This window comes from Microvirga vignae, assembly GCF_001017175.1.
GTDB lineage: Bacteria > Pseudomonadota > Alphaproteobacteria > Rhizobiales > Beijerinckiaceae > Microvirga > Microvirga vignae.
Map to the genome: position 1 here is coordinate 121690 of NZ_LCYG01000004.1, position 21268 is coordinate 142957.

A 21268-nucleotide genomic window follows, 5' to 3' on the forward strand; every position below is an offset into this window, starting at 1 on the left:
CGCGGTTCCTCTCGCTGGAATTCTTGGTATATTGTTGGTATAATGATAGAAATCGGTTTGTTGAACTTCCGAGGATAGCGATCGCTGCCGCGGAAGCGTGAGAATGCCCTATGGCACCTCGCCCCGCCCTTCTGTCGCTCGCGACCGCCGTTCCGCCTTATATCCTGACACAGAGGGATATCGCAGTGGCTGCCCGGCAGGTTTTTGGCGACCAATTCGGCGATTTCGATAAAGTTGTGCAGGTCTTTGAAACGGCGGGTGTCGTTCAGCGCCACGCCGTACGACCGCTCGAATGGTACCTGGAGCCGCATGGCTGGCCTGATCGGACGGAGGTCTACCTGCAGAGCGGTGCGGATCTCTTCGAGGAGGCTGCGCGCAAGGCTCTCGCCGCCGCCGGATTGAATGGCTCCGATGTCGACACGGTCATCACCGCATCCTCGACGGGGGTCGCAACACCAAGTCTCGATGCATATCTGCTCGACCGTCTCGGCTTTCGTGAAGATGTGACGCGCATCCCCCTCTTCGGTCTCGGCTGCGCTGCTGGCGTGACCGGGCTGGCGGTCGCTACACGCCTGGCGGCAGCCTCACCGGGAACCGTCATTCTGTTCGTCACCGTCGAGTTGTCCACGCTGGCGGTCAGACCCGACAAGCTGACCGCTGCGAACGTGGTCTCCACGGCTCTCTTCGCCGATGGCGCCGCAGCCCTCGTCGTCAGGGCGGGAGTGGGCGGCTTCGCCACGGCGCAGGGTTCCGGCGAGCATACCTGGCGCGACACCCTCGACATCATGGGGTGGGATATCGACCCGGACGGGTTCGGCGTCGTCCTCGCGCGGGCGCTGCCGCCATTCGCTGAAACCCATCTCGGGCCCGCCATCACCGGCATCCTCCAACGGCTCGGCACCCCGATGTCGTCCATCGACCGCTTCGTGTGCCATCCCGGCGGACCAAAAATCATTACCGCGCTTGAGCAGGTCCTCCGTCTTAATCAAGGCACGCTCGACCATGAGCGGGAAATTCTCGCGACGCATGGCAACATGTCCGCCCCGACAGTTCTGTTCGTGCTGGAGAGGGTCCTGCGCGCTGGTCTGCCGCAGCGTTGCCTCCTGATTGCCATGGGACCGGGATTCACGGCCTCATGCCTTGTCCTGGAACGCTGCTCATGAGTCTGGGCCTTGCTCTCCTGATCCTGGTAACGCTGCAAAGGGTGGGCGAGCTTGCTTGGGCGCGACGCAATACGCGGCGTCTCAAGGCGCGCGGGGCTGTCGAGGTCGCGTCGAGGCATTACTGTCTGATCGTCCTCATGCACGCTGCATGGCTTCTTGGCCTCTGGATCCTGGCCTGGGATCGTCCTTTGGTGCTTGGGTGGGCGGGAGTGTATGTCGCCCTGCAGGTCGCGCGTATCTGGGTTCTGGTATCCCTGGGCGAGCGCTGGACCACACGGATCATCGTCCTGCCGAGGACCCCGCTGGTTCGTACGGGACCATACCGGTTCATGAACCACCCGAATTATCTCCTCGTCGCCGCTGAGATCGCCGTTCTGCCGCTCGCCTTCGGGCTTGTCGGATATGCCATCCTGTTTTCCCTTTTGAACGCTACCGTGCTGGCAATCCGGATTCGCGCAGAGACGCGGGCCCTCAATGAACTCTCTCAACCTCAGGCCACGTAGGGCGATGACGGCGGGCATCGTGTCAGACCAATTCGTTTCTTCTCGCACCTGGGCAGGTTTCTGCGCCATGGGGCTCGGCATGTTCATGGCAATCCTGGACATCCAGGTGGTGACCACGTCCTTGCCCGAAATCCGTTCTGCCCTCGATATTCCGCCAGACCAGATGAGCTGGGTGCAGACTGCCTATCTCATTGCCGAGGTGATCTCGATTCCGCTGACCGGTTGGCTGACCCGTATGCTGACGATGCGCGGTCTGTTCACGATTGCCGTCGCCATCTTCACGACGGCGTCTGTCGGCTGTGCCGCCAGCACCGGTTTCGCTTCGCTGACGACATGGCGGGTGTTGCAAGGATTCGCGGGAGGGACGTTGATCCCTTTGGTCTTCTCGGCGGTCTTCCTGCTGTTTCCGAAAAACGTCGAGCCGGTTGCGACCACCATCGCGGGCGTTCTTGCCGTGCTGGCGCCGACACTGGGTCCCGTTGTCGGCGGCTGGATTACGCAGACCTATTCCTGGCATTGGCTGTTCCTGATCAACGTCGTTCCAGGTCTTGCCGCCGGCTTGGTCGGCCTGTTCTGCCTGCCGCGGGACCATTCGAACTTTGGCTTGGCACGTGCATTCGACTGGATCGCATTGGTCAGCATCGCTTTATGCCTTGCCGCCTTGGAGATCGGGTTGAAGGAGGCTCCCCATCGTGGATGGCTGTCGCCGAGTGTCTTTGCGGTCTTCGCCCTCTGCGTCGCTTCAGGAGGCCTTTTTATTTCTCGTACATCGCGGGCATCAGAGCCTATTGTGGACCTGTCGGCTCTCCTCGATCGGCGTCTTGTCGTCGGGTGCACATTGAGCTTTCTCACCGGCATCGGGCTTTATGGTTCTGTCTATCTCATGCCGGTCTTTCTCTCCTTCGTACGCGGCCATGGGGCGCTGCGTATCGGTGAGATCATGTTGGTCACCGGCGTCGCACAGCTCGTGACCGCCCCTCTCGTCATTCGGGCAGAACGCCGGATCAACGCAGTCGTCCTCACGGTCATCGGATTCATTCTCTTCGGGCTCGGCCTCGGCCTGAGCGCGTTTCAGCCGCGCGATGCCGATTTCGATGAGATGTTCTGGCCGCAGGTGGTCCGCGGCATTGCGATCATGCTCTGCCTTCTGCCGCCGACGCGCGTCGCGCTGGGGCATCTTCCTCCAGAGCGCGTGCCCAATGCGAGCAGCCTGTTCAATCTCATGCGCAATCTTGGCGGTGCGATTGGTCTTGCCCTGATCGACACGGTGATCTGGACCCGTGCTCCCGAGCATTCGCGGATCCTGCTGGCTCGTCTCATGAGAGGAGATCTTGATGCGGCACGTGCTATCGGCATCCCCGAAACCTTCCTGTCCGGACCGTTGCCGTCTCCCGACAGTCCTATGGTTCAGGCCTATGTGCGACCGCTGCTCGAGCGCGCGGGACTGGCCGCGGCAACGAACGAGACCTGGGCGATGATTGCCTCCTTCGTTCTTCTGGGCCCGATCATTCTCATTCTGTCAGGTCTGGGGAGAGAAACTGCCTCTATCACTAAGTCATAGTTCCGCGACTGCCGGTGATGGAAGTGGAAACGAGGCAGGACGGCAGGGAGGCGGTCGAGTTGAAGATCACGGCTTGCTCTGCTCGATCTTTCGCAGGCGGAGTGCGGTGATGAACGCAACGGCGAGCATAAGCACGACGAACCCTGCGACTGCGCTCCAACCACCGCCCGCCCAGAACCAGCCTCCAGCCGAGCCCAACACGCTCGAGCCGACATAGTAGGCGAGGAGGTAAAGGGACGAGGCATGGCCTTTGGATCCGGCGGCCATGCGTCCGACCCAACCGCTCGCCACGGAGTGAGTGACGAAGAAACCGACTGTACTGGCGATCACTCCGGCGATCACGCCAGCAAGCGTCGAGAAGAGTGTCAGGGCGATCCCGACGGCCATCATGACAAGTCCCGCGAACAGAACAGGAGAGCGCCCGAGCCGATCCGCCAGATTTCCTGCGACCGTCGATGCGATCGCACCGAGCAGGTAAACCAGAAAGATCGCACCGATTTGCGCAGGCGTGAGGTTGAAGGGAGCGGCGCTCAATCGGAACGTCAGATAATTGAACATGGTGACGTTGATCCCGAGCCCAAGAAAACCCATCAAGAAGAGCAGCGGCAGGCCTGGCGTGCGCAGATGCCTGAACCAGGCATCCCGGTGATGAGCCATTGTTCCTCTGGACCGTGGAAAGAAGTTTCGCGACGGCGGCAGGAGAACAAAAAATCCCAGTGAAGCCATGAGCCCCAAGACTCCGATGCCGCCGGATGCAGCGCGCCAGGAGAAATACTCGGTCACCACTCCGGCACTGATCCGCCCGAGCATGGCACCGAAGGCTGTTCCGCCGACATAGAGGCCCATGGCCGTGCCGAGCGCCTTCGGATGGATCTCTTCGGCGAGGTATGCCATGGCAACGGCTGGCACTCCTCCGAGCACAAGGCCTTCAAGAGCACGGAGGACCAGCAGCACATGCCAGTCCGGTGCAACGGCGCTCCCGATATGAAGAACCGCTGCGCCGCACATTGAGGCGAACATCAGTCCGCGCCGGCTCATCGCTTCCGACAGGGCTCCCGCGCACAGAATAGCAAAAGCCAAAAAGCCTGTTGTGAGAGACAGAGCGAGCGAACTAGCGGAGGGGCTGACACCAAACTCGTCCACCAAATGAGGCAGGAGCGGCTGTATCGCGTAAATCAAGGAGAAGGTCGCAAAGCCTGCCAAAAAGAGGGCCAGGCTGATCCGCCGGTAAGCCGACGTCCCACGCTTTGTCCATTGCGGAACGTGAGGTCCAGCATCTCCGGCCGTGCGAATGTCCGGAGGGGCACTCGCGTCACGGTCTGACCTGGGACGGGTCTGTGCGACGGTCATAGCGGGGCTCGAAGAGACAGGTCTGAGATTTCAACGCTGAAAATTCCTACCGCCTTGCTGGCTATTCAACATCAGCAATTTACTTGGATCAGCTATATCGAAATTATATAGGCGCTATGGAAATCGCACAGCTTCGGACTTTCACCCACGTGGCCGAACTCGGCAGCCTCAGCAAGGCGGCGGGACGGCTCCGCATCGCGCAACCCGCTCTCAGCCGTCAGATTCGAATGCTGGAGGAGGAGCTTGGTGTTCGCCTCTTCGAACGTCATGGCCGAGGCATGATCATCACGGAGCAGGGGCGGGGCGTGCTCCAGCATGCAACTCGTGTCCTTGCCGAACTGGACGAACTCAAAGCCAGCGCTGCCGGCTCCGAGGCTCCCTTGAGCGGGCATGTGGCCATCGGAATTTCGCCGACTGTGGCTGACGTGATTTCGGTCCCGTTCGTGACAGCCTTCCGGACGCAATATCCCGGCATCATGGTGCAGTTGGTCAGCGCGTATACGGGGTATCTCCTGGACTCGCTGTACCGAGGCGAGATCGATCTGGCAGTGCTCTATGATCCCAAGGTGACCCGCTCGCTCCGATCCGAGCCGCTGATGCAGGAGAGTCTCTTCCTGATAGGGCCCGCCGACATGGAAGCGTTTGGCGAGAGCGGCGTGTCCTTCGCCGAGATGGCGCGCATGCCGCTCCTGCTGCCGAGCCGACGGCATGGGTTGCGCAGCATCCTGGACCGGTTTGCCGACGAGGCCGGCGTCTCCCTCAACGTGACGGTGGAGATGGACAGCTATGCGGCCATGAAGGATCTCGTGCGCCACGGCCACGGTTATACGATCCTGCCTCTCGCTCCCATCTATGAGGACGTCACTGCCGGTCGTCTTGTTCCCGTGCCGATCTCCAATCCTTCGCCAACCCGCCAGCTTGTGCTGTCGTATCCAACCGACCGGCCGGTCTCTCGGGCGGCGCAGCTTGCGGGCGAATCTCTCACCGGCATCATGGTGGAGCATGTGAGTCGGGGCATCTGGAGAGGGGAGCTGCTGACGAGATCCCCGAAGGATGGGGGCCAAAACGCAAGGCTCTAGGGGCGGCAGAGCCTTAAGAACCCAGGAATAGGCCAGACATTCGGGGCCTTCCGCAGACCTTTGTCCCGTCGGCTCGTACCCTGCCATTTCAGCTTGCGTTTTGAGCCGTTTACCCCTATATGCGCCCCCATTCCACACGCGGAAACCGCCTCGTGAGTCCATGAGGTATCCCGGTGGCCGGCAGGGCCGGTTCACTGTTCCGCGGAGGCTTAACCGGAGAAAAACTATGGCGCTTCCTGATTTCTCGATGCGTCAGCTGCTGGAAGCTGGCGCTCACTTTGGCCACCAGGCCCACCGTTGGAACCCGAAGATGGGTCAATACATCTTCGGCACCCGCAACAACATCCACATCATCGACCTCGCTCAGTCGGTCCCGATGCTGCACCGCGCCCTCCAGGCCGTCAGCGACACGGTGGCCAAGGGCGGTCGCGTGCTCTTCGTCGGCACCAAGCGTCAGGCTGCCGATGCCGTTGCCGATGCTGCCAAGCGCTCGGCTCAGTACTATGTGAACTCCCGCTGGCTCGGCGGCATGCTCACCAACTGGAAGACGATCTCCGGCTCGATCCAGCGCCTGCGCAAGGTCGACGAGATCCTTGCCGGCGGCGGCCAGGGCCTCACGAAGAAAGAGCGCCTCATGCTCGCTCGTGAGAAGGAGAAGCTCGAGCGCGCTCTCGGCGGCATCAAGGACATGGGCGGCACGCCCGACCTGATCTTCGTCATCGACACCAACAAGGAACAGCTGGCGATCAAGGAGGCTAACCGCCTCGGTATCCCGGTTGCCGCCATCGTCGACACGAACTGCGATCCGGACGGCATTGCGTTCCCGGTCCCGGCTAACGACGACGCCGGCCGCGCGATCTCGCTCTACTGCGACCTCGTTGCCCGCGCCGCTCTGGACGGCATCTCCCGTGGCGCTGGCGCCATGGGCATCGACATCGGCGAGTCCGAGCATCCGCTCGCTGAAGAGCTCCCGGCGAACGACACCGCCGCCTATGAAGGCGAGCAGTTCGAGCGTCTGGCCGCTCCCCGCGGCGCTCCGGACGATCTGACCAAGCTCAACGGCGTTGGCCCGCAGCTCGAGAAGAAGCTGAACGAAGCCGGCATCTTCCACTACTGGCAGCTGGCCGCCATGCAGCCGGGCGACATCGCCCAGCTCGACAAGGACCTGAAGCTCAACGGCCGCCTCGAGCGTGACGGCTGGATCGATCAGGCCCGCGCGATGATCGAAGCCGCTGCGGCGTAACTCTCTCGGCGCCGCCTAAAAAGCGGCGGCGCTTGAACGAATGATTGAGCCCGGCGTTCCATGAGCGCCGGGCTCCCTCTATGCAAGAACCTGTGAAAGGATAAGCCATGGCGAATATCACCGCTGCGATGGTGAAGGAGCTGCGCGAGACGACCAGCGCGGGCATGATGGACTGCAAGGCTGCTCTCGCCGAGACCAACGGCGACATGGAAGCCGCCATCGACTGGCTCCGCAAGAAGGGCCTGTCCAAGGCTGCCAAGAAGGCTGGCCGCGTCGCTGCCGAGGGCCTCGTCGCCGTCGAGTCGTCCGGTCACACCGCCACCATCCTCGAGGTCAACTCGGAGACGGACTTCGTTGCCCGCAACGATCAGTTCCAGGCTTTCGTCCGCGAGGCCGCCAAGATCGGCCTGAACGGCAACGGCACCATCGAGTCGCTTGAAGCCGCTACGTTCCCCGGTTCGTCCACAACCGTGAAGGATCGCCTGCAGGAGCTCATCGCCACCATCGGCGAGAACATGACCCTGCGCCGCGTCGCGAAGCTCGAAGTCTCGAAGGGCGTGATCGCAACTTACGTGCACAACGCTGTCACCGAAGGCCTCGGCAAGATCGGCGTGCTCGTTGCGCTTGAGTCCGAGGGCGACGTTGAGGCTCTGAGCACGCTCGGCCGTCAGATCGCCATGCACGTGGCTGCGACCAACCCGGTTGCTCTCGACGCTTCGGGCGTCGACAAGGCCACCATTGACCGCGAGACCGCGATCCTGCGCGACAAGAACGCCGGCAAGCCGGACAACGTCATGCAGAAGATCGTCGAGAGCGGCCTGAAGAGCTACTTCAAGGAAGTCACGCTCCTCGAGCAGCCGTTCGTGCACGATCCGTCCAAGACCGTGACGCAGGTGCTCAAGGAAGCCGAATCCAAGGCCGGCAAGCCGGTGGCTCTGAAAGCCTTCGTCCGTTACGCTCTCGGAGAAGGCATCGAGAAGGAAGAGGCCCCTGACTTCGCGGCGGAAGTCGCGGCACAGGCCGGTCTCAAGGCCTAAAACAAGAAATACAAAAACGGCGGCTTCTCAGCCGCCGTTTTCATGAGAAGGCTATAAATCCGGGCAACTCTCCTGAATCCTATCCTTTGAGACGGCTCGGAGCCCTCATCAGGATAATGGCTTCCGGTGAGCCATGCTGAAATGATCGCGAAAAGAAGGGAGACCAACAGTGGCACAATTCCGGCGCATTCTGGTGAAGCTCTCGGGAGAGGCCTTGATGGCTCCCGACGGGTATTGGCTCGATTCCGAAGTCCTCTCCCGCTTGGCCCGGGATCTCGCGAGAGCCACCAAAGCCGGATTCGAGATCGCTGTCGTGATCGGCGGCGGCAACATCATTCGCGGCGCGCGCATGAGCGCTGCCGGCTGGATCGACCGTCCCACCGCCGATTCCATGGGCATGCTCGGCACGGTCATGAACTCCCTCGCCATCGAGACGGCCCTGAACGCTGCCGGCGTTCCGGCCCGCACCATGTCGGCGGTATCCATGCCGACGATCTGTGAAACCTATGCCCGCCAGCCTGCTCTACATCACTTGGATAAGGGACAGGTGATCGTGCTCGCGGGCGGCACCGGCAACCCGTTCTTCACCACCGACACCTCGGCGGTGCTGCGTGCGGCGGAACTCAGGTGTGATGCGGTGCTGAAAGCCACCCAGGTGGATGGTGTCTATTCCGCTGACCCGAAGAAGGATCCCAGCGCCGTCCGTTTTGATCGCCTCACCCATGACGAGGCCATCGCCAAGGATCTGAAGGTGATGGACACGGCTGCCTTCGCCCTGGCGCGGGAGAGCAAGCTCTCGATCATCGTCGGCTCGGTTCATGCGCCGAGCTCCGTAACCGATCTCTTGCTCGGAAATGTACCGTCGACAATTGTGGTCCCGTAAGGCAAGGGCCTTGATGCGGGACCTTGGGCAGCGTAAGCCCGTTTCTAGAGAGTTCGCGTAAGGAAAAGATCTCCATGGCTACGACCTTTGACCTCGCCGATGTGAAGCGCCGCATGCAGGGCGCCATCAATGCTTTCAAGAACGACCTCGCCAGCCTGCGTACGGGCCGCGCTTCGCCGAACCTTCTCGATCCGATTCAGGTCGATGCCTACGGCTCGCTGCTGCCGATCTCGCAGGTCGCCACCGTCAACGTGCCGGAGCCGCGCCTGCTCAGCGTGCAGGTGTGGGATCGCGGCATGGTCTCCGCAGTGGAAAAGGCGATCCGCGAGTCGGATCTCGGCCTCAATCCGCAGACCGAAGGCCAGGTCATCCGCCTGCGCATCCCCGAGATGAACGAGCAGCGCCGCAAAGAGATGGTGAAGGTCGCGCACAAATATGCCGAGGAGGCGCGCATTGCCGTCCGCCACGTGCGCCGCGACGGTCTCGACCTGCTCAAGAAGCTCGAGAAGGACTCGGTCATCAGCGAGGACGATGCCAAGCGCGATGGTGACCAAGTCCAGAAGGCCACGGATCAGTTCGTTGCCGAAATCGACCACCTCCTGGTGGCCAAGGAAAAGGAAATCATGCAAGTCTGATCCACTTCAGATCTGATCCACTTCAGACTTGCATTGGAAACGCATCATGAGCGGCGAAGCCAAGCGGTCGGCTCCCATTCTTGCCCGTGAAGGAACGGGCGAGGGGATGCCGACCCATATTGCCATCATCATGGATGGAAACGGCCGTTGGGCCGCTCAGAGGGGCCTGCCACGCTTCGAGGGCCACAGAAAAGGCATTGAGGCGATCCGCCGTGCCGTGCGCACAGCCACCGATCTCGGCATTCGGTATCTGACCGTCTACAGCTTCTCCGCTGAGAATTGGCGCCGCCCCGAGGAGGAGGTTTCCTTTCTCATGGGGCTTCTCAAGCGCTTCGTGCGCCACGACTTGGCCGAGCTCCACTCCAGCAATGTGTGCGTTCGGATCATCGGCGAACGAGAGGGCTTGCCCTCCGACATCCGCCTTCTGCTGGATGAGGCCGAGCAGCTGACCCGCAACAATACGGGTCTGACCCTGGTGATCGCCTTCAATTACGGAGGCCGCCAGGAGATCGTGAGCGCAGTGCGCGCTCTGGCCCGGAAGGTCAAGGAGGGCACGCTTGATCCGTCCGCCATCGACATGGACATAATCAGCGAGGCGCTCGACACGCGCGGCATCCCCGATCCGGATCTCGTCATCCGCACGTCCGGCGAGCAGCGGGTATCGAACTTCCTTACGTGGCAAACGGCCTATTCCGAGTTCGTTTTCCTGCCTGACTTCTGGCCGGATTTCGACGAGGCGATCTTCAGGGCCGCCATCGACGAATATTCCCGCCGTGACCGGCGCTTTGGCGGCCTGAGCGCCAAGGCCAGCTGACGATGGCTTCTCACGAAGGCCCTGCCTTGACGCCGAGCACGAGCAAGCCCCCGAGGAGCGAGTTGAAGATCCGGGTTCTGTCCGCGATCGTGATGATCGTGCTGGCCCTGGGAACCGCCTATTGGGGCGGCTGGCCTTTTGCCCTGTTCTGGCTGGCAGCGGGCATCGCCATCATGGTCGAGTGGACGGACATGACCGGGGTCGAGCCGCGCCGGGCTGTGCAGACGGTTTTCGGTTTGGGAGCTCTGGCTCTGACGGTGCTCTTTCTGTCCGGCGCGAGCTTCGCGGTCGGAGCCCTGACAGCAGTCACCGCCCTGGTTCTCGGCACGCTGCTCACGAAGGGTTCCGACAGCAAGCTCTGGGCAGCCTCTGGCTTTGCCTATGCCATTGTAATTGTCCTCGTGCCGCCCATGATCCGGGCCTATCCGGGCGTCGGCGTCCTTGGGCTCATCTGGATGTTCGCGGTGGTCTGGGCGACGGATATCACCGCTTATTTCACCGGCCGCGCTATTGGAGGACCGAAGCTGTGCCCGGCCATCAGCCCGAAGAAAACTTGGTCGGGGTTCTTTGGGGGGCTCTTTGCTGCGACTCTTGCCGGCTTTCTGGTCGTGTGGGTAGGCGAGCGCTTCGGCGTGACGCATTCCTTTCATCCGTGGGGTACGATAGCACTTTCCATGGTCGCTTCCATTGCAAGCCAGATCGGTGACCTGGGCGAGTCGGCGCTCAAGCGCCATTGCGATGTGAAGGATTCGAGCCATCTCATTCCTGGGCACGGCGGCGTGATGGACCGCCTCGACGGCTTCTGGGCCGTCGCCCTCATTGCCGGTCTTGTTCTTCTCGTTGCGTCCGGAGTTGCATAGTCTTTCATGGTCCGCTCCCTCACGATCCTCGGGGCCACAGGCTCCATTGGCCGCTCCACGGCGGATGTGGTTCTGGCGCATCGGGATGCGTTTCGTGTCGAGGCCGTTGTCGGTGGACGCAACGCGCTGGGGCTGGCGGAAACGGCCAAGCGCTTGGGGGCCAAGTTCGCAGCTTTGTCCGACGAGAGTGGGGCCGGGGCCTTAAGAGACGCGCTCGCCGGGTCGGGGATCCAGAGCGGGGCAGGCCGCTCCGCGGTGCTTGAGGCGGTGGACCGTCCCTCCGAGATCGTCCTTGCGGCCATCAGCGGAACCGCTGGCCTGGAGCCGACCCATGCCGCCCTGAAGCCGGGCAGGCGAATTGCTCTTGCCAACAAGGAGAGCCTCGTTTGCGCGGGTGCTGCCTTCATGACGGATGCGCGCCGGATCGGCGCCGAAATCATGCCTGTGGATTCCGAGCACAATGCCCTGGAGCATGCTCTAGCGGCTGGGCGGAATGGCGATGTGGAAAAGGCGGTGATAACCGCAAGCGGCGGCCCGTTCCGCACATGGTCGCGGGAGCAGATCGCCAAGGCCGGCGCCAGGGAGGCCTCGGCTCATCCGGTCTGGTCCATGGGCTCCAAGATCAACATCGATTCCGCCACCTTGATGAACAAGGGGCTTGAGTTGATCGAGGCGCACCACCTGTTCGATCTGGAGGCCGAGCGCCTCGATGTGCTCGTTCATCCCGAGGCCATTGTTCATGGCCTCGTTCAATGGGGCGACGGCGCTGTGACTGCAGGGCTTGCGCTGCCGGACATGAAGGTACCGATCGCCAATGCCCTGCAGAATCGCGAACGGCTGTTCATGGACTTGCCCCGTCTCGATCTTGCCGCGATTGGCCGTTTAACCTTCGAAAGGGCAGATGAGGCGCGGTTCCCGTGCCTGGCACTCGCCAAGGCCGCACTTCAGGCAGGAGGGGCAATGCCCACGATTCTGAATGCCGCCAACGAGATCGCGGTCGAGGCCTATATGGCAGATCAAATAGGATTCTATGCAATATCTGAGATAGTTGAGGGTGTTTGCTCAACCTTCTCTGGAGGCGGGAGAGCTCCTGCGACGGTCGCGGAAGCCTTGGCCATCGATGGCGAGGCCCGAGACATGGCGCGGCGTTTCATTCCCGCCAAGCAGCTTTGATGCGCTCTTGAAGGAGCGTGAAAGGGACGATGATGGATTGGCTTTCAACAATTGGCGGGGCGACAGGATCTTTCGCTCTGACCATCTTCGCCTTCCTCGTAGTGCTGACGGTGGTGGTCTTCATCCACGAGTATGGCCATTACTGGGTCGGACGCCGGTGCGGAATTGGCGTGACGGCTTTCTCCATTGGCTTCGGACGTGAGCTGATCGGCTGGACGGATAAGCACGGCACCCGCTGGAAGATCTCCGCGATTCCCCTCGGCGGCTACGTGAAGTTCGTCGGTGACGTGAATGCGGCGAGCGTTCCGGACGCGCAGGGCCTCCAGCAGATGTCACCCGAGCAGCGGGCTATCAGTTTTCCCCATCAAAATGTCGCCAAGCGCGCGGCCACCGTCGCGGCAGGGCCGATTGCCAATTTCATCCTGGCGATCGCCATCTTCGCGGGCTTCAACTACTTCAGCGGGAAGATGGTCCTGGAGCCGGTGATCGAGAGGGTTATTCCCGGCAGCGCGGCCGAAGAGGCAGGCTTCCAGCCCCATGACGTCATCCGTTTCATTGACGGCACCCGCATCGAGACCTTCGCCGACATGCAGATGATCGTTAGCTCGAGTTCGGGCGAGGCGCTCAATTTCGTCGTCGAGCGCGACGGTCAGGCCGTGAACCTGACTGCTACTCCCAAGGTGGAGGAGCGGGAGACGCCCTTCGGCAAGCAACGCATCGGCCTCCTGGGCGTTCAGGCACCCCAGGACCGCTCGGCCATCAAGCGGATCTCCTATTCCCCTTGGGGGGCTCTGAAGGCTGGCGCGACCGATACCTGGAATCAGGTGGATCGGACCTTCAACTTCCTGCGCCGCCTGATTCTCGGTCGCGAGTCGATCGACCAGCTCTCCGGGCCGGTGGGCATCGCTCGAATCGCGGGAACTGCCTATGAGGTCGGCGGGCTCTACAGCCTAGTGAACCTGATCGGCTTCATGTCCGTCTCGATCGGGCTCATTAACCTTTTCCCCATTCCGCTGCTCGATGGCGGGCACCTTTTGTTTTATGCCATTGAAGCCGTTCGCGGTCGGCCTTTGAGTGAAAGGGCCCAGGAAATCGGCTTCCGGATCGGATTTGCCTTCGTGGCGATGCTGATGCTTCTGGCGACCTGGAGCGACCTGACCCGCTCGTTCGGATGAGAACTCGTTCACCTTGCCACAAGATTTGTGGCGGGCAGAACGTGACAAGGGCGCAACGCCGGTTAAAAATTGCTACTCTGTTTGTATGTGCCGTTTGCAATAGCGGCGAAAGTTTGTACAAGCGGGGCAGCACCAATAAGGCTGGGGCACCTGTCACCAGCCCGCGGGCCTGCCCCGCGACAGACAAAGTATAAAAGAAACGGGCCAGTTGATGATGTCGACGACCACGCCACGCCGGAAGAAGCCGGCCGCCACCGCAGTGATCGCCATGAGCGCGCTGATGGCTGGCCTTACCGTTGCGGACAGCGCTCTCGCTCAACGCGCACCGCAGACGAGCCGCCGAGCTTCCGCTGCTCAGGGTCCCCTTATCAACCGCGTAGCCATCGAGGGTAACAGCAAGGTCGAGAAGGCGCTCATTGAGGGTGAGCTGCAGACTCGGGCTCGGACGCCCGTGAATCAGGCTGCCATCGACGCCGACGTGCAGCGCATCCTTGAGATCTACCGCCGCACGGGTCGTGGTCTGGCCCAGGTCACGCCGCGCATCGTGGATCTGCCGAACGGCCGTGTCGACGTGGTCTATACCATCGTCGAGGGCGACAAGACGGGCGTGAAAGAGATTCGCTTCGTCGGTAACAACGAGATTTCCGCTGGCCGTCTGCGTGGCGTCATGCAGACTACGGAAACCAACATCCTCAGCTTCCTGAAGAGCAGCGACGTCTATGACCCGGATCGTCTCGCCAACGATCTGGAGCTGATCCGCCGTTACTACCTGAAGAACGGTTATGCCGATTTCCGCATCGTCTCCAGCGATGTGACCTTCGACGCCAGTGCCGGCGGCTACATCGTCACCATCGCCGTCGAGGAAGGTCCGCAGTACCGGGTTGGCAGTGTCAGCATCGATTCCCGCATTCCCGCGGTGAATGCTGAGGCTCTACGCAGCGACCTCTCGATTTCCTCCGGTTCGGTCTACAATGCCGATGCCGTGGAGAAGTCGGTTCAGGCCGTCAGCAGAACTGTGGCTCGTCAGGGCAATCCCTTCGTTCAGGTTCGTCCCGTCGGCACCCGCGATCCTTCCACCCGCACGGTCAATCTCGGCTATGTGGTCGAGGAAGGCCCGCGCATCTACATCGAGCGCATCAACATCCGCGGTAACACTCGCACCCGCGACTACGTCATCCGTCGCGAGTTCGATCTGGGCGAGGGCGATGCCTACAACCAGGTGTTCGTCGACCGCGCCGAGCGCCGCCTGAACAACCTCGGCTACTTCAAGCGCGTCCGCATTTCCAATGAGCCGGGCTCTTCGGCCGACCGCGTGGTCGTGAACGTGGATGTGGAAGATCAGTCCACCGGCGCATTCTCGGTCTCGGGCGGTTACTCAACGGCTGACGGCTTCATCGGCGAAGTCTCGGTCAGCGAGACGAACTTCCTGGGTCGTGGTCAGTTCGTTCGCCTGGCGGGCCAGCTGGGCCAGCGTGCACATGGCATCGACTTCTCCTTCACGGAGCCGTATTTCCTCGGCTACCGTGTGGCTGCAGGTATCGACCTGTTCTCGAAGTTCAGCGACCAGACCCGCTATTCCCGTTATGAGAACCGCATGACGGGTGGCCAGCTCCGCCTCGGCCTGCCGATGACGGAAGAGTTTACGCTCACGGCCCGTTATTCGCTGTATCAGCAAGAGCTGACGATCCCGAACGACGAGGACAAGCCGTACAACGACTGCTCGTTCCCGATTCCCGGAGTCACGACGAGCACTAACTGTCTGACAAATGGCGAGGCGTCGCTGGCGATCAAGGAATCGCAGGGCGAGACGATCACGTCGCTTGCCGGCTTGACCTTCAATTATAACACCCTCGACAGCACCCGTGATCCGCGCAACGGTTTCTATGCCGAAGTGAAGACTGACTTCGCTGGTCTCGGCGGTGACTCGCGCTACTTCCGCGCCACCGGCGATGCTCGTTACTATTACGAGATTCTTGAGGATGTGGTTGGTATCGCCCGCGTCCAGGGTGGTCACATCATTGGCTTGGGGGATAACGGTGGTGAAGGTGCCGACCTGCGCATCATCGATCACTTCTTCATGGGCCCGTCGCTGGTTCGCGGCTTCGCCACGAATGGACTTGGTCCGCGCGATATATCGAGCCCTGACGCCAATGCCAACGCTATCGGTGGCACCACCTATTTCGGCGGCTCGCTCGAAGTACAGTTCCCGATCTTCGGCTTGCCGCGTGATCTGGGTCTGAAGGGGGCTGTCTTCGCCGATGCTGGTACGCTCTACGGCTATAAGGGCCCGACCCAGTTCGATATCGGCGGCGGGAGCATTCTCGACCCTGACGGCGGCGGAGTCTGCGAGCGGGTTGCTGGGGAACCGCAGGACTGCATCAGAGTCCTCGACAGCGACAAGATTCGTTCCTCGGTCGGTGCTTCAATCCTCTGGAGCTCGCCCCTCGGCCCGATCCGCTTCGACTACGCGGTGGCTCTCTCGAAGGAAGAGGGCGAGGTTCAGGCGGATGGCACGCGGATCGGTGGCGACCGCACTCAGGCCTTCCGCTTCTCCGGCGGTACACGCTTCTAACCGGGTAATCGGGGAGGGCGCCTTGATGGCGCCCTCACGTTTTTCATGACAGAATCAATTTTCTTTCCGCAAACCCAGACGCTGAACCTGCGTCAGGTGGCGGAGATGGCGCAGACAACGCTCCCCGACGGTGCCGACGGGGAGTTTTTGCTTAAAGGCGTCGCTCCGCTCGAGAGCGCGGGCCCGACTGACCTGGCCTATATGGACAACCCGGCCTATGCAGGCGCCTTGGGTGCCACTCGCGCCGGAGCTTGCCTCGTCACGCCCCGTTTCGCGTCGAAGGTGCCCTCTCACACCGTCGCGATCGTGACTCCGCTGGCTTATCGGGTTTTCGCGCAGGTGATGGGCAAGATGTTCCCCTCTGCCATGCGGCCGGAATCCTCCTTTGCCGCCACGGGCATCTCGCCAGGATCCTTTGTTCACCCGACAGCGCGCCTGGAGTATGGCGTCACCGTCGATCCCGGCGCGGTCGTCGGCCCCTATGCCGAAATCGGTGCGGGAACCATCATTGGCGCCCATACGGTCATCGGCCCGCAAGTGAAGATCGGCCGGGATTGTTCTTTGGCGCCGAGTGTGACCGTGTCCAACGCTTTCATCGGAAACCGCGTCATCCTGCATCCGGGCGTGCGCATCGGCCAGGACGGATTCGGCTTCGCCATGGGGCCGCAGGGACACCTCAAGGTGCCGCAGATTGGGCGGGTCATCATCCAGGATGACGTTGAGATCGGCGCGAATACCACCGTGGACCGCGGCGCGAGCCGCGATACGGTGATCGGCGAGGGCACCAAGATCGATAATCTTGTCCAGATAGGTCATAACGTTGTCATCGGCCGTCATTGCGTGATCGTGGCTCAGGTCGGCATTGCCGGCTCCACCACGCTCGAGGATTATGTGGCTCTCGGCGGCCAAGTTGCCGTCAAAGGCCATGTGCGGATCGGCATGGGCGCCCAAATTGCCGCCACGAGCGGCGTCAATAGCGACGTTCCTGCCGGCGCACGCTGGGGCGGCATTCCCGCCCGGCCTCTGCGCGAATGGTTCCGAGAAATCACCGCCCTGAAAAAGCTTGCATCCACGGGCGATTCCGACAAAGACGACGGCGCATCGTCTTAAAATATCGATACGCCAGGCGTATCCGGAGAATTCAGTCATGTCAGAAGCGCCCACCACGCTTCAAACCGCCGATATTCTCGAGATCCTCGAGCTGTTGCCGCACCGCTATCCTTTCCTGTTGGTCGACAAGATCATCGATATCGACGGCGACAATTCGTGCATCGGCATCAAGAACGTCACCTTCAATGAGCCACAATTCACGGGCCATTTCCCGTCGCGCCCGATTTTCCCGGGCGTGTTCCTCATTGAGGCCATGGCTCAGACGGCGGGTGCGATCTGCGTGAAGGCCAAAATGGCCGAGCAGGCGAAGCCGAAGCAGGTGTTCTTCATGACGATCGACAAGGTGAAGTTCCGCAAGCCCGTGGAGCCCGGCGACCGAGTCGAGTTCCATATGAAGAAGCTCAACAACCGCCGCAACATGTGGTGGTACAAGGGCGAGGCCAAGGTTGACGGCGTACTTGTCTGCGAGGCTGAAGTCAGCGCCATGCTGGTGACCGACTGATGGAAACCGTGATTCATCCGACTGCCATCATCGAGGACGGCGCCAAGATCGGAGCTGGCGTCAAGGTCGGCCCGTTCTGCACCGTCGGCTCGGAGGTCGAGCTCGGCGAGGGCTGCCAGCTCATGAGCCACGTGGCACTCGCCGGCAAGACCAAGATCGGCCCCCGCACGCGTATCTTCCCCTTCGCGTCGATCGGTCATATCCCGCAGGACCTGAAATATCGCGGCGAGGCATCGACGCTGGAGATCGGTGCCGATTGCATGATCCGCGAAGGCGTGACCATAAATCCCGGAACCGAAGGCGGCGGACTGCGCACAATCATCGGCGACCGCTGCGCCTTCCTTGCCGGCTCCCACGTGGGTCATGACACGAAGGTCGGCAGCGACTGCATCCTGTCCAACAACGTGATGCTGGCGGGCCACGTCACGGTCGGCAATTTCGTGATCTTCGGCGGCGGTTCCGCGGTGATCCAGTTTGCCCGTGTGGGCAGCCACGCCTTTGTGGGCGGCATGTCGGGCCTGGAGAACGACCTCATTCCCTATGGCATGGCCATGGGCAACCGCGCGCATCTCGCTGGCCTCAACATCATCGGCATGCGCCGCCGCAACTTCACTCGCGAGCAGATCCACGACATCCGCCGCGCCTATCGCCTGCTGTTCGCGGACGAAGGCACGCTTGCGGAGCGTGTCGAGGATGTGGCGGCCGAGTTCGACAGCCATCCCTTCGTGCACGAGATCCTGGACTTCATCCGTGAGGGCAAGGATCGCTCGATCTGCACGCCCCGGGATCCGGTCAGCTCCTCCGGTTGAGGCTGAATGCAGCCCGTGCATGAGATAAAAGCAGGAGCCGGCTCCCATGAGCTGGCTTCTTCTGCAAACGGCCCGATTGCCATTGTTGCCGGGAGCGGACGCCTTCCCATTCAACTGGTCGAGCACCTCGAACAGACGGGGCAGGATTACCGCGTGCTTGCTTTCCGGGGCTTTGCTGCGCCGGAGCTGCGAAAGAAAGCCCACGCGAGTGTGGATCTTCTGGATCTCAAGACCATTCTGCACACCTTGGAAGGCTGGAAGCCGCGCGCGGTTTCCCTCGTCGGCGCCGTGCGTCGCCCCGGCTTCTCCACATTGCTCGGAGCCTATTCGGCCCTGCGCAACATGCAGGAAGTGAAAGAGGTCATCGCCCGTGGTGACGATCAGGTTCTGCGCGGCGCCGTGATGCTCATCGAGGAACGCGGCCATCGCGTCGTAGGCGCGCACGAGCTTGCTCCGAATCTCGTTGCAGCACGCTCCTTAAGCGGATCTCTTAAACCGAACGAGGATGATCTGCAGGCTATCGCGGTCGGCCTCGATCTTCTCGCTTCTCTCTCCGCTTTCGATATCGGTCAGGGTGCCGTAATCGCGCGCAAGCATGTGCTCGCCATCGAAGGGCCCGAGGGTACGGACCGCATGCTGCGCCGGGTTGCGGGCCTTCGCCAGTCCTGGTTCGGGCTTCGCCGTCGAAAAGAGGGCGGGGTGCTGATCAAGGCCGCCAAGCGCGGGCAGGATCTGCGCGTCGACATGCCGACCATCGGCCCGCGCACTGTCGCTGAAGCCGCGAAAGCAGGTCTCTCCGGAATCGCCATCGGCGCGGGCTCCACCTTCGTATTGGAGCAGGAGGAGACCTTGCGCACGGCCGACCGTCTTGGCCTGTTCCTGATCGCCGTCGATCTGCCCTGGATGGAGAGCACTCGTGACTGATCCGGAGCGGCTGAACATCTGGATCGTTTCGGGCGAGGAATCTGGCGATCAACTCGGCGCGAAGCTCATGCGCGCCCTGAAAACCCGGCTCGGAGCAGAACGCCTGCACTTCGGCGGTGTCGGTGGGCATGCCATGGAAGCGGAGGGGTTGAAAAGCCTCTTTCCGCTCGAGGACATCGCCGTCATGGGCATCGTCGCCGTCATCGGCCGCCTACCGACGGTATTGAACAGGATCAAGTTGACTACAGATGCGGTCGTGGCCGCCGATCCGGATTTGCTCGTCATCATCGACAGCCCCGATTTCACCCACCGTGTCGCCAAGGCCGTGCGCAAGCGCGCGCCGCATATTCCAGTTGTCGATTATGTGAGCCCCTCCGTCTGGGCTTGGCGCCCGGGCCGGGCCGCCAAGATGCGCGCTTATGTAGATCACATTCTCGCGCTGCTGCCCTTTGAGCCGGAGGCTCACAAGCGCCTCGGCGGTCCGCCGACCACCTATGTGGGTCATCCGCTGATCGAGCGGGTGATGGAGTTTCGACCGGCACCAGGCGAGCGCAATCTTCACAAGGACGGCCCCATCAATCTTCTCGTCCTGCCCGGCAGCCGCCGCTCCGAGGTGAGCCGTCTCCTGGATACCTTTGGCGAGACGTTGACGCTGCTTCAGCAGCGCTCGCTGCGTCGCTTCGAGGTGACGATCCCCGCCGTGCCGCATCTGGTGCAAGCCATCCGAGAGGGCACAGCCTCCTGGAGCGTCAAGCCGCGCATCGTGGAAGGCGAGGCAGCCAAGTGGCAGGCCTTCCGCAGCGCTGATGCGGCGCTTGCCGCTTCCGGCACCGTGACTCTTGAACTCGGCCTCTCCGGCATTCCGATGGTGGTGGCTTACAAGGTGTCGAAGATCGAGGCAATGATCCTGCGTCCGCTCATCAAGGCGCAGTCCATCGTCCTCACCAATCTCGTGCTCGGGGAGAACGCGATTCCCGAACTCATCCAGGAGGATTGCACGCCCGAAAGCCTGGCAGCGGCGCTTCTGCCGCTTCTGTCGGATACGAAGGAGCGTCGCGCGCAGGAGGCGGCTCTCCGGCGCCTCGACGAACTGATGCGGATCGGCGACGAGAGGCCGAGCGAAAGGGCGGCGCGGGTCGTGACGGGGGTTGTTCGAGGCAAATTGGAAAGCCCGGACTCCTAGCTTTTGCTACTTCGTTCTTTAATCTTGCCGTTCACCAGCATTGGGGCGACGGCAATGAGGAAAAGGCGAGTGCATTTCGCAAGCACGATCGGCGCTTGTGCGATCGGTCTTGCAGCGCAGGGTGCACAGGCCGATGAGCTCAAATGCGAAGGGCCTTTTGCCCGAGATTCGGATCACAAGAGGCTTATTGCGGCATTCGGCCCATCGAATGTCGAGAGATATCATCTACCAGGAAGGCGAGCCACTAAATGCAAGCATCGTGTTCCCAAAAGATGCTGCCCGTCATGTCGATATCGTGTGGTGGAATGTAAAGGCGCACAGGTGACCATCGTCAATACAAACCGGAGGCAATGGCTGGTTCGGCCCAAAGGGCATTCGCATCGGTATGACACTGAAGGAGGTGGAGAGCCTCAATGGAGGGCCTTTCACCCTTTACGGTTTTGACTGGGATTACGGCGGAACGGTGTCGGATTGGAAATGGGGCTTTTGCCAATCTCTCAGGCGGCTGCAATCTGATCGTTGTTTTTTCACCGGATGAGAATTCCGACGAAGCCGCACAGCTGAAAGTCGCAAGCGACAATGAGTTCGGCTCGAACCAGGAAGAGATCAACGCTGTGAGCCCGAAGGTGGCGCGGATCGGTTTGGCCTATCCGCAACGATGACGGCAAAAAGGGACCTCTCGGCCCCTTTCT

General features: G+C 61.8%; 20 protein-coding genes. 19 read left to right on the top strand and 1 reads right to left on the bottom strand.

Going from position 1 to position 21268, the window contains the following annotated elements; translation table 11 throughout:
• Nucleotides 1-110 precede the first annotated feature (110 nt).
• The 3 genes from AA309_RS01405 to AA309_RS01415 are packed head-to-tail and all read left to right on the top strand — an operon-like array spanning nt 111 to nt 3227.
• Nucleotides 111-1163: a type III polyketide synthase gene (locus AA309_RS01405; protein WP_047187192.1), complete on the top strand. Its 1053-nt coding sequence runs from the start codon at nt 111-113 to the stop codon at nt 1161-1163.
• Complete coding sequence (locus AA309_RS01410; protein ID WP_047187193.1) at nt 1160-1666, top strand: isoprenylcysteine carboxyl methyltransferase family protein; 507 nt, start codon at nt 1160-1162, stop codon at nt 1664-1666. The genes AA309_RS01405 and AA309_RS01410 overlap by 4 nt, the downstream gene beginning before the upstream one ends.
• Nucleotides 1667-1685: 19 nt before the next feature.
• Nucleotides 1686-3227 carry a DHA2 family efflux MFS transporter permease subunit gene (locus tag AA309_RS01415; protein WP_342027920.1) on the top strand — a complete coding sequence of 514 codons (1542 nt, stop codon included), beginning with the start codon at nt 1686-1688 and terminating at the stop codon, nt 3225-3227.
• 66 nt (nt 3228-3293) lie between these two features.
• On the opposite strand, the gene AA309_RS01420 is transcribed toward AA309_RS01415, so the two are convergent.
• Nucleotides 3294-4577, bottom strand: coding sequence for an MFS transporter (locus AA309_RS01420; protein WP_084730789.1), 1284 nt, complete (start codon nt 4575-4577; stop codon nt 3294-3296).
• Between the two features lie 116 nt (nt 4578-4693).
• On the opposite strand from AA309_RS01420, the gene AA309_RS01425 reads away from it, so the two are divergent.
• The 16 genes from AA309_RS01425 (at nt 4694) to AA309_RS01500 (ending at nt 21238) form a co-directional block, all read left to right on the top strand.
• The gene (locus tag AA309_RS01425; RefSeq protein WP_047187195.1) at nt 4694-5656 is read left to right on the top strand and encodes a LysR family transcriptional regulator; all 963 of its coding nucleotides are present in this window, start codon (nt 4694-4696) and stop codon (nt 5654-5656) included.
• A 226-nt stretch (nt 5657-5882) separates the two neighbouring features.
• On the top strand, nt 5883-6899 hold the full coding sequence (locus AA309_RS01430) for a 30S ribosomal protein S2 (protein WP_047187196.1): 1017 nt from the start codon (nt 5883-5885) through the stop codon (nt 6897-6899).
• A 107-nt stretch (nt 6900-7006) separates the two neighbouring features.
• The gene (gene tsf / locus AA309_RS01435; protein WP_047187197.1) at nt 7007-7936 is read left to right on the top strand and encodes a translation elongation factor Ts; all 930 of its coding nucleotides are present in this window, start codon (nt 7007-7009) and stop codon (nt 7934-7936) included.
• A 169-nt stretch (nt 7937-8105) separates the two neighbouring features.
• The gene (pyrH, locus tag AA309_RS01440) at nt 8106-8819 is read left to right on the top strand and encodes a UMP kinase (RefSeq protein WP_084730790.1); all 714 of its coding nucleotides are present in this window, start codon (nt 8106-8108) and stop codon (nt 8817-8819) included.
• Between the two features lie 74 nt (nt 8820-8893).
• Complete coding sequence (gene frr, locus AA309_RS01445) at nt 8894-9454, top strand: ribosome recycling factor (RefSeq protein WP_047187198.1); 561 nt, start codon at nt 8894-8896, stop codon at nt 9452-9454.
• Nucleotides 9455-9500: 46 nt separating this feature from the next.
• On the top strand, nt 9501-10268 hold the full coding sequence (locus AA309_RS01450) for an isoprenyl transferase (protein ID WP_047187199.1): 768 nt from the start codon (nt 9501-9503) through the stop codon (nt 10266-10268).
• Nucleotides 10269-10294: 26 nt separating this feature from the next.
• Nucleotides 10295-11128 (top strand): phosphatidate cytidylyltransferase, encoded by an 834-nt coding sequence (locus AA309_RS01455; protein ID WP_244470214.1) that lies wholly within the window; start codon nt 10295-10297, stop codon nt 11126-11128.
• 6 nt (nt 11129-11134) lie between these two features.
• A complete protein-coding gene (dxr, locus tag AA309_RS01460) occupies nt 11135-12301 on the top strand; it encodes a 1-deoxy-D-xylulose-5-phosphate reductoisomerase (RefSeq protein WP_047187201.1) in 1167 nt (388 codons plus the stop codon).
• 32 nt (nt 12302-12333) lie between these two features.
• Complete coding sequence (gene rseP, locus AA309_RS01465; RefSeq protein WP_047187246.1) at nt 12334-13476, top strand: RIP metalloprotease RseP; 1143 nt, start codon at nt 12334-12336, stop codon at nt 13474-13476.
• Between the two features lie 211 nt (nt 13477-13687).
• On the top strand, nt 13688-16048 hold the full coding sequence (gene bamA, locus AA309_RS01470) for an outer membrane protein assembly factor BamA (protein ID WP_150117350.1): 2361 nt from the start codon (nt 13688-13690) through the stop codon (nt 16046-16048).
• A 45-nt stretch (nt 16049-16093) separates the two neighbouring features.
• Nucleotides 16094-17158, top strand: a complete 1065-nt coding sequence (gene lpxD / locus AA309_RS01475; protein ID WP_047187203.1) for a UDP-3-O-(3-hydroxymyristoyl)glucosamine N-acyltransferase — start codon at nt 16094-16096, stop codon at nt 17156-17158.
• A gap of 37 nt (nt 17159-17195) precedes the next feature.
• The gene (fabZ, locus tag AA309_RS01480) at nt 17196-17660 is read left to right on the top strand and encodes a 3-hydroxyacyl-ACP dehydratase FabZ (protein ID WP_047187204.1); all 465 of its coding nucleotides are present in this window, start codon (nt 17196-17198) and stop codon (nt 17658-17660) included.
• Entirely contained in the window at nt 17660-18469 is an 810-nt protein-coding gene (gene lpxA / locus AA309_RS01485; RefSeq protein WP_047187205.1) for an acyl-ACP--UDP-N-acetylglucosamine O-acyltransferase, read from the top strand. Before fabZ ends, lpxA begins: the two co-directional genes overlap by 1 nt.
• A 6-nt stretch (nt 18470-18475) precedes the next feature.
• Nucleotides 18476-19393: an LpxI family protein gene (locus tag AA309_RS01490; RefSeq protein ID WP_052954415.1), complete on the top strand. Its 918-nt coding sequence runs from the start codon at nt 18476-18478 to the stop codon at nt 19391-19393.
• Nucleotides 19386-20576, top strand: a complete 1191-nt coding sequence (lpxB, locus tag AA309_RS01495; RefSeq protein WP_047187206.1) for a lipid-A-disaccharide synthase — start codon at nt 19386-19388, stop codon at nt 20574-20576. The genes AA309_RS01490 and lpxB overlap by 8 nt, the downstream gene beginning before the upstream one ends.
• Before the next feature lie 413 nt (nt 20577-20989).
• Nucleotides 20990-21238 (top strand): hypothetical protein, encoded by a 249-nt coding sequence (locus AA309_RS01500; protein WP_047187207.1) that lies wholly within the window; start codon nt 20990-20992, stop codon nt 21236-21238.
• Nucleotides 21239-21268: the final 30 nt, after the last annotated feature.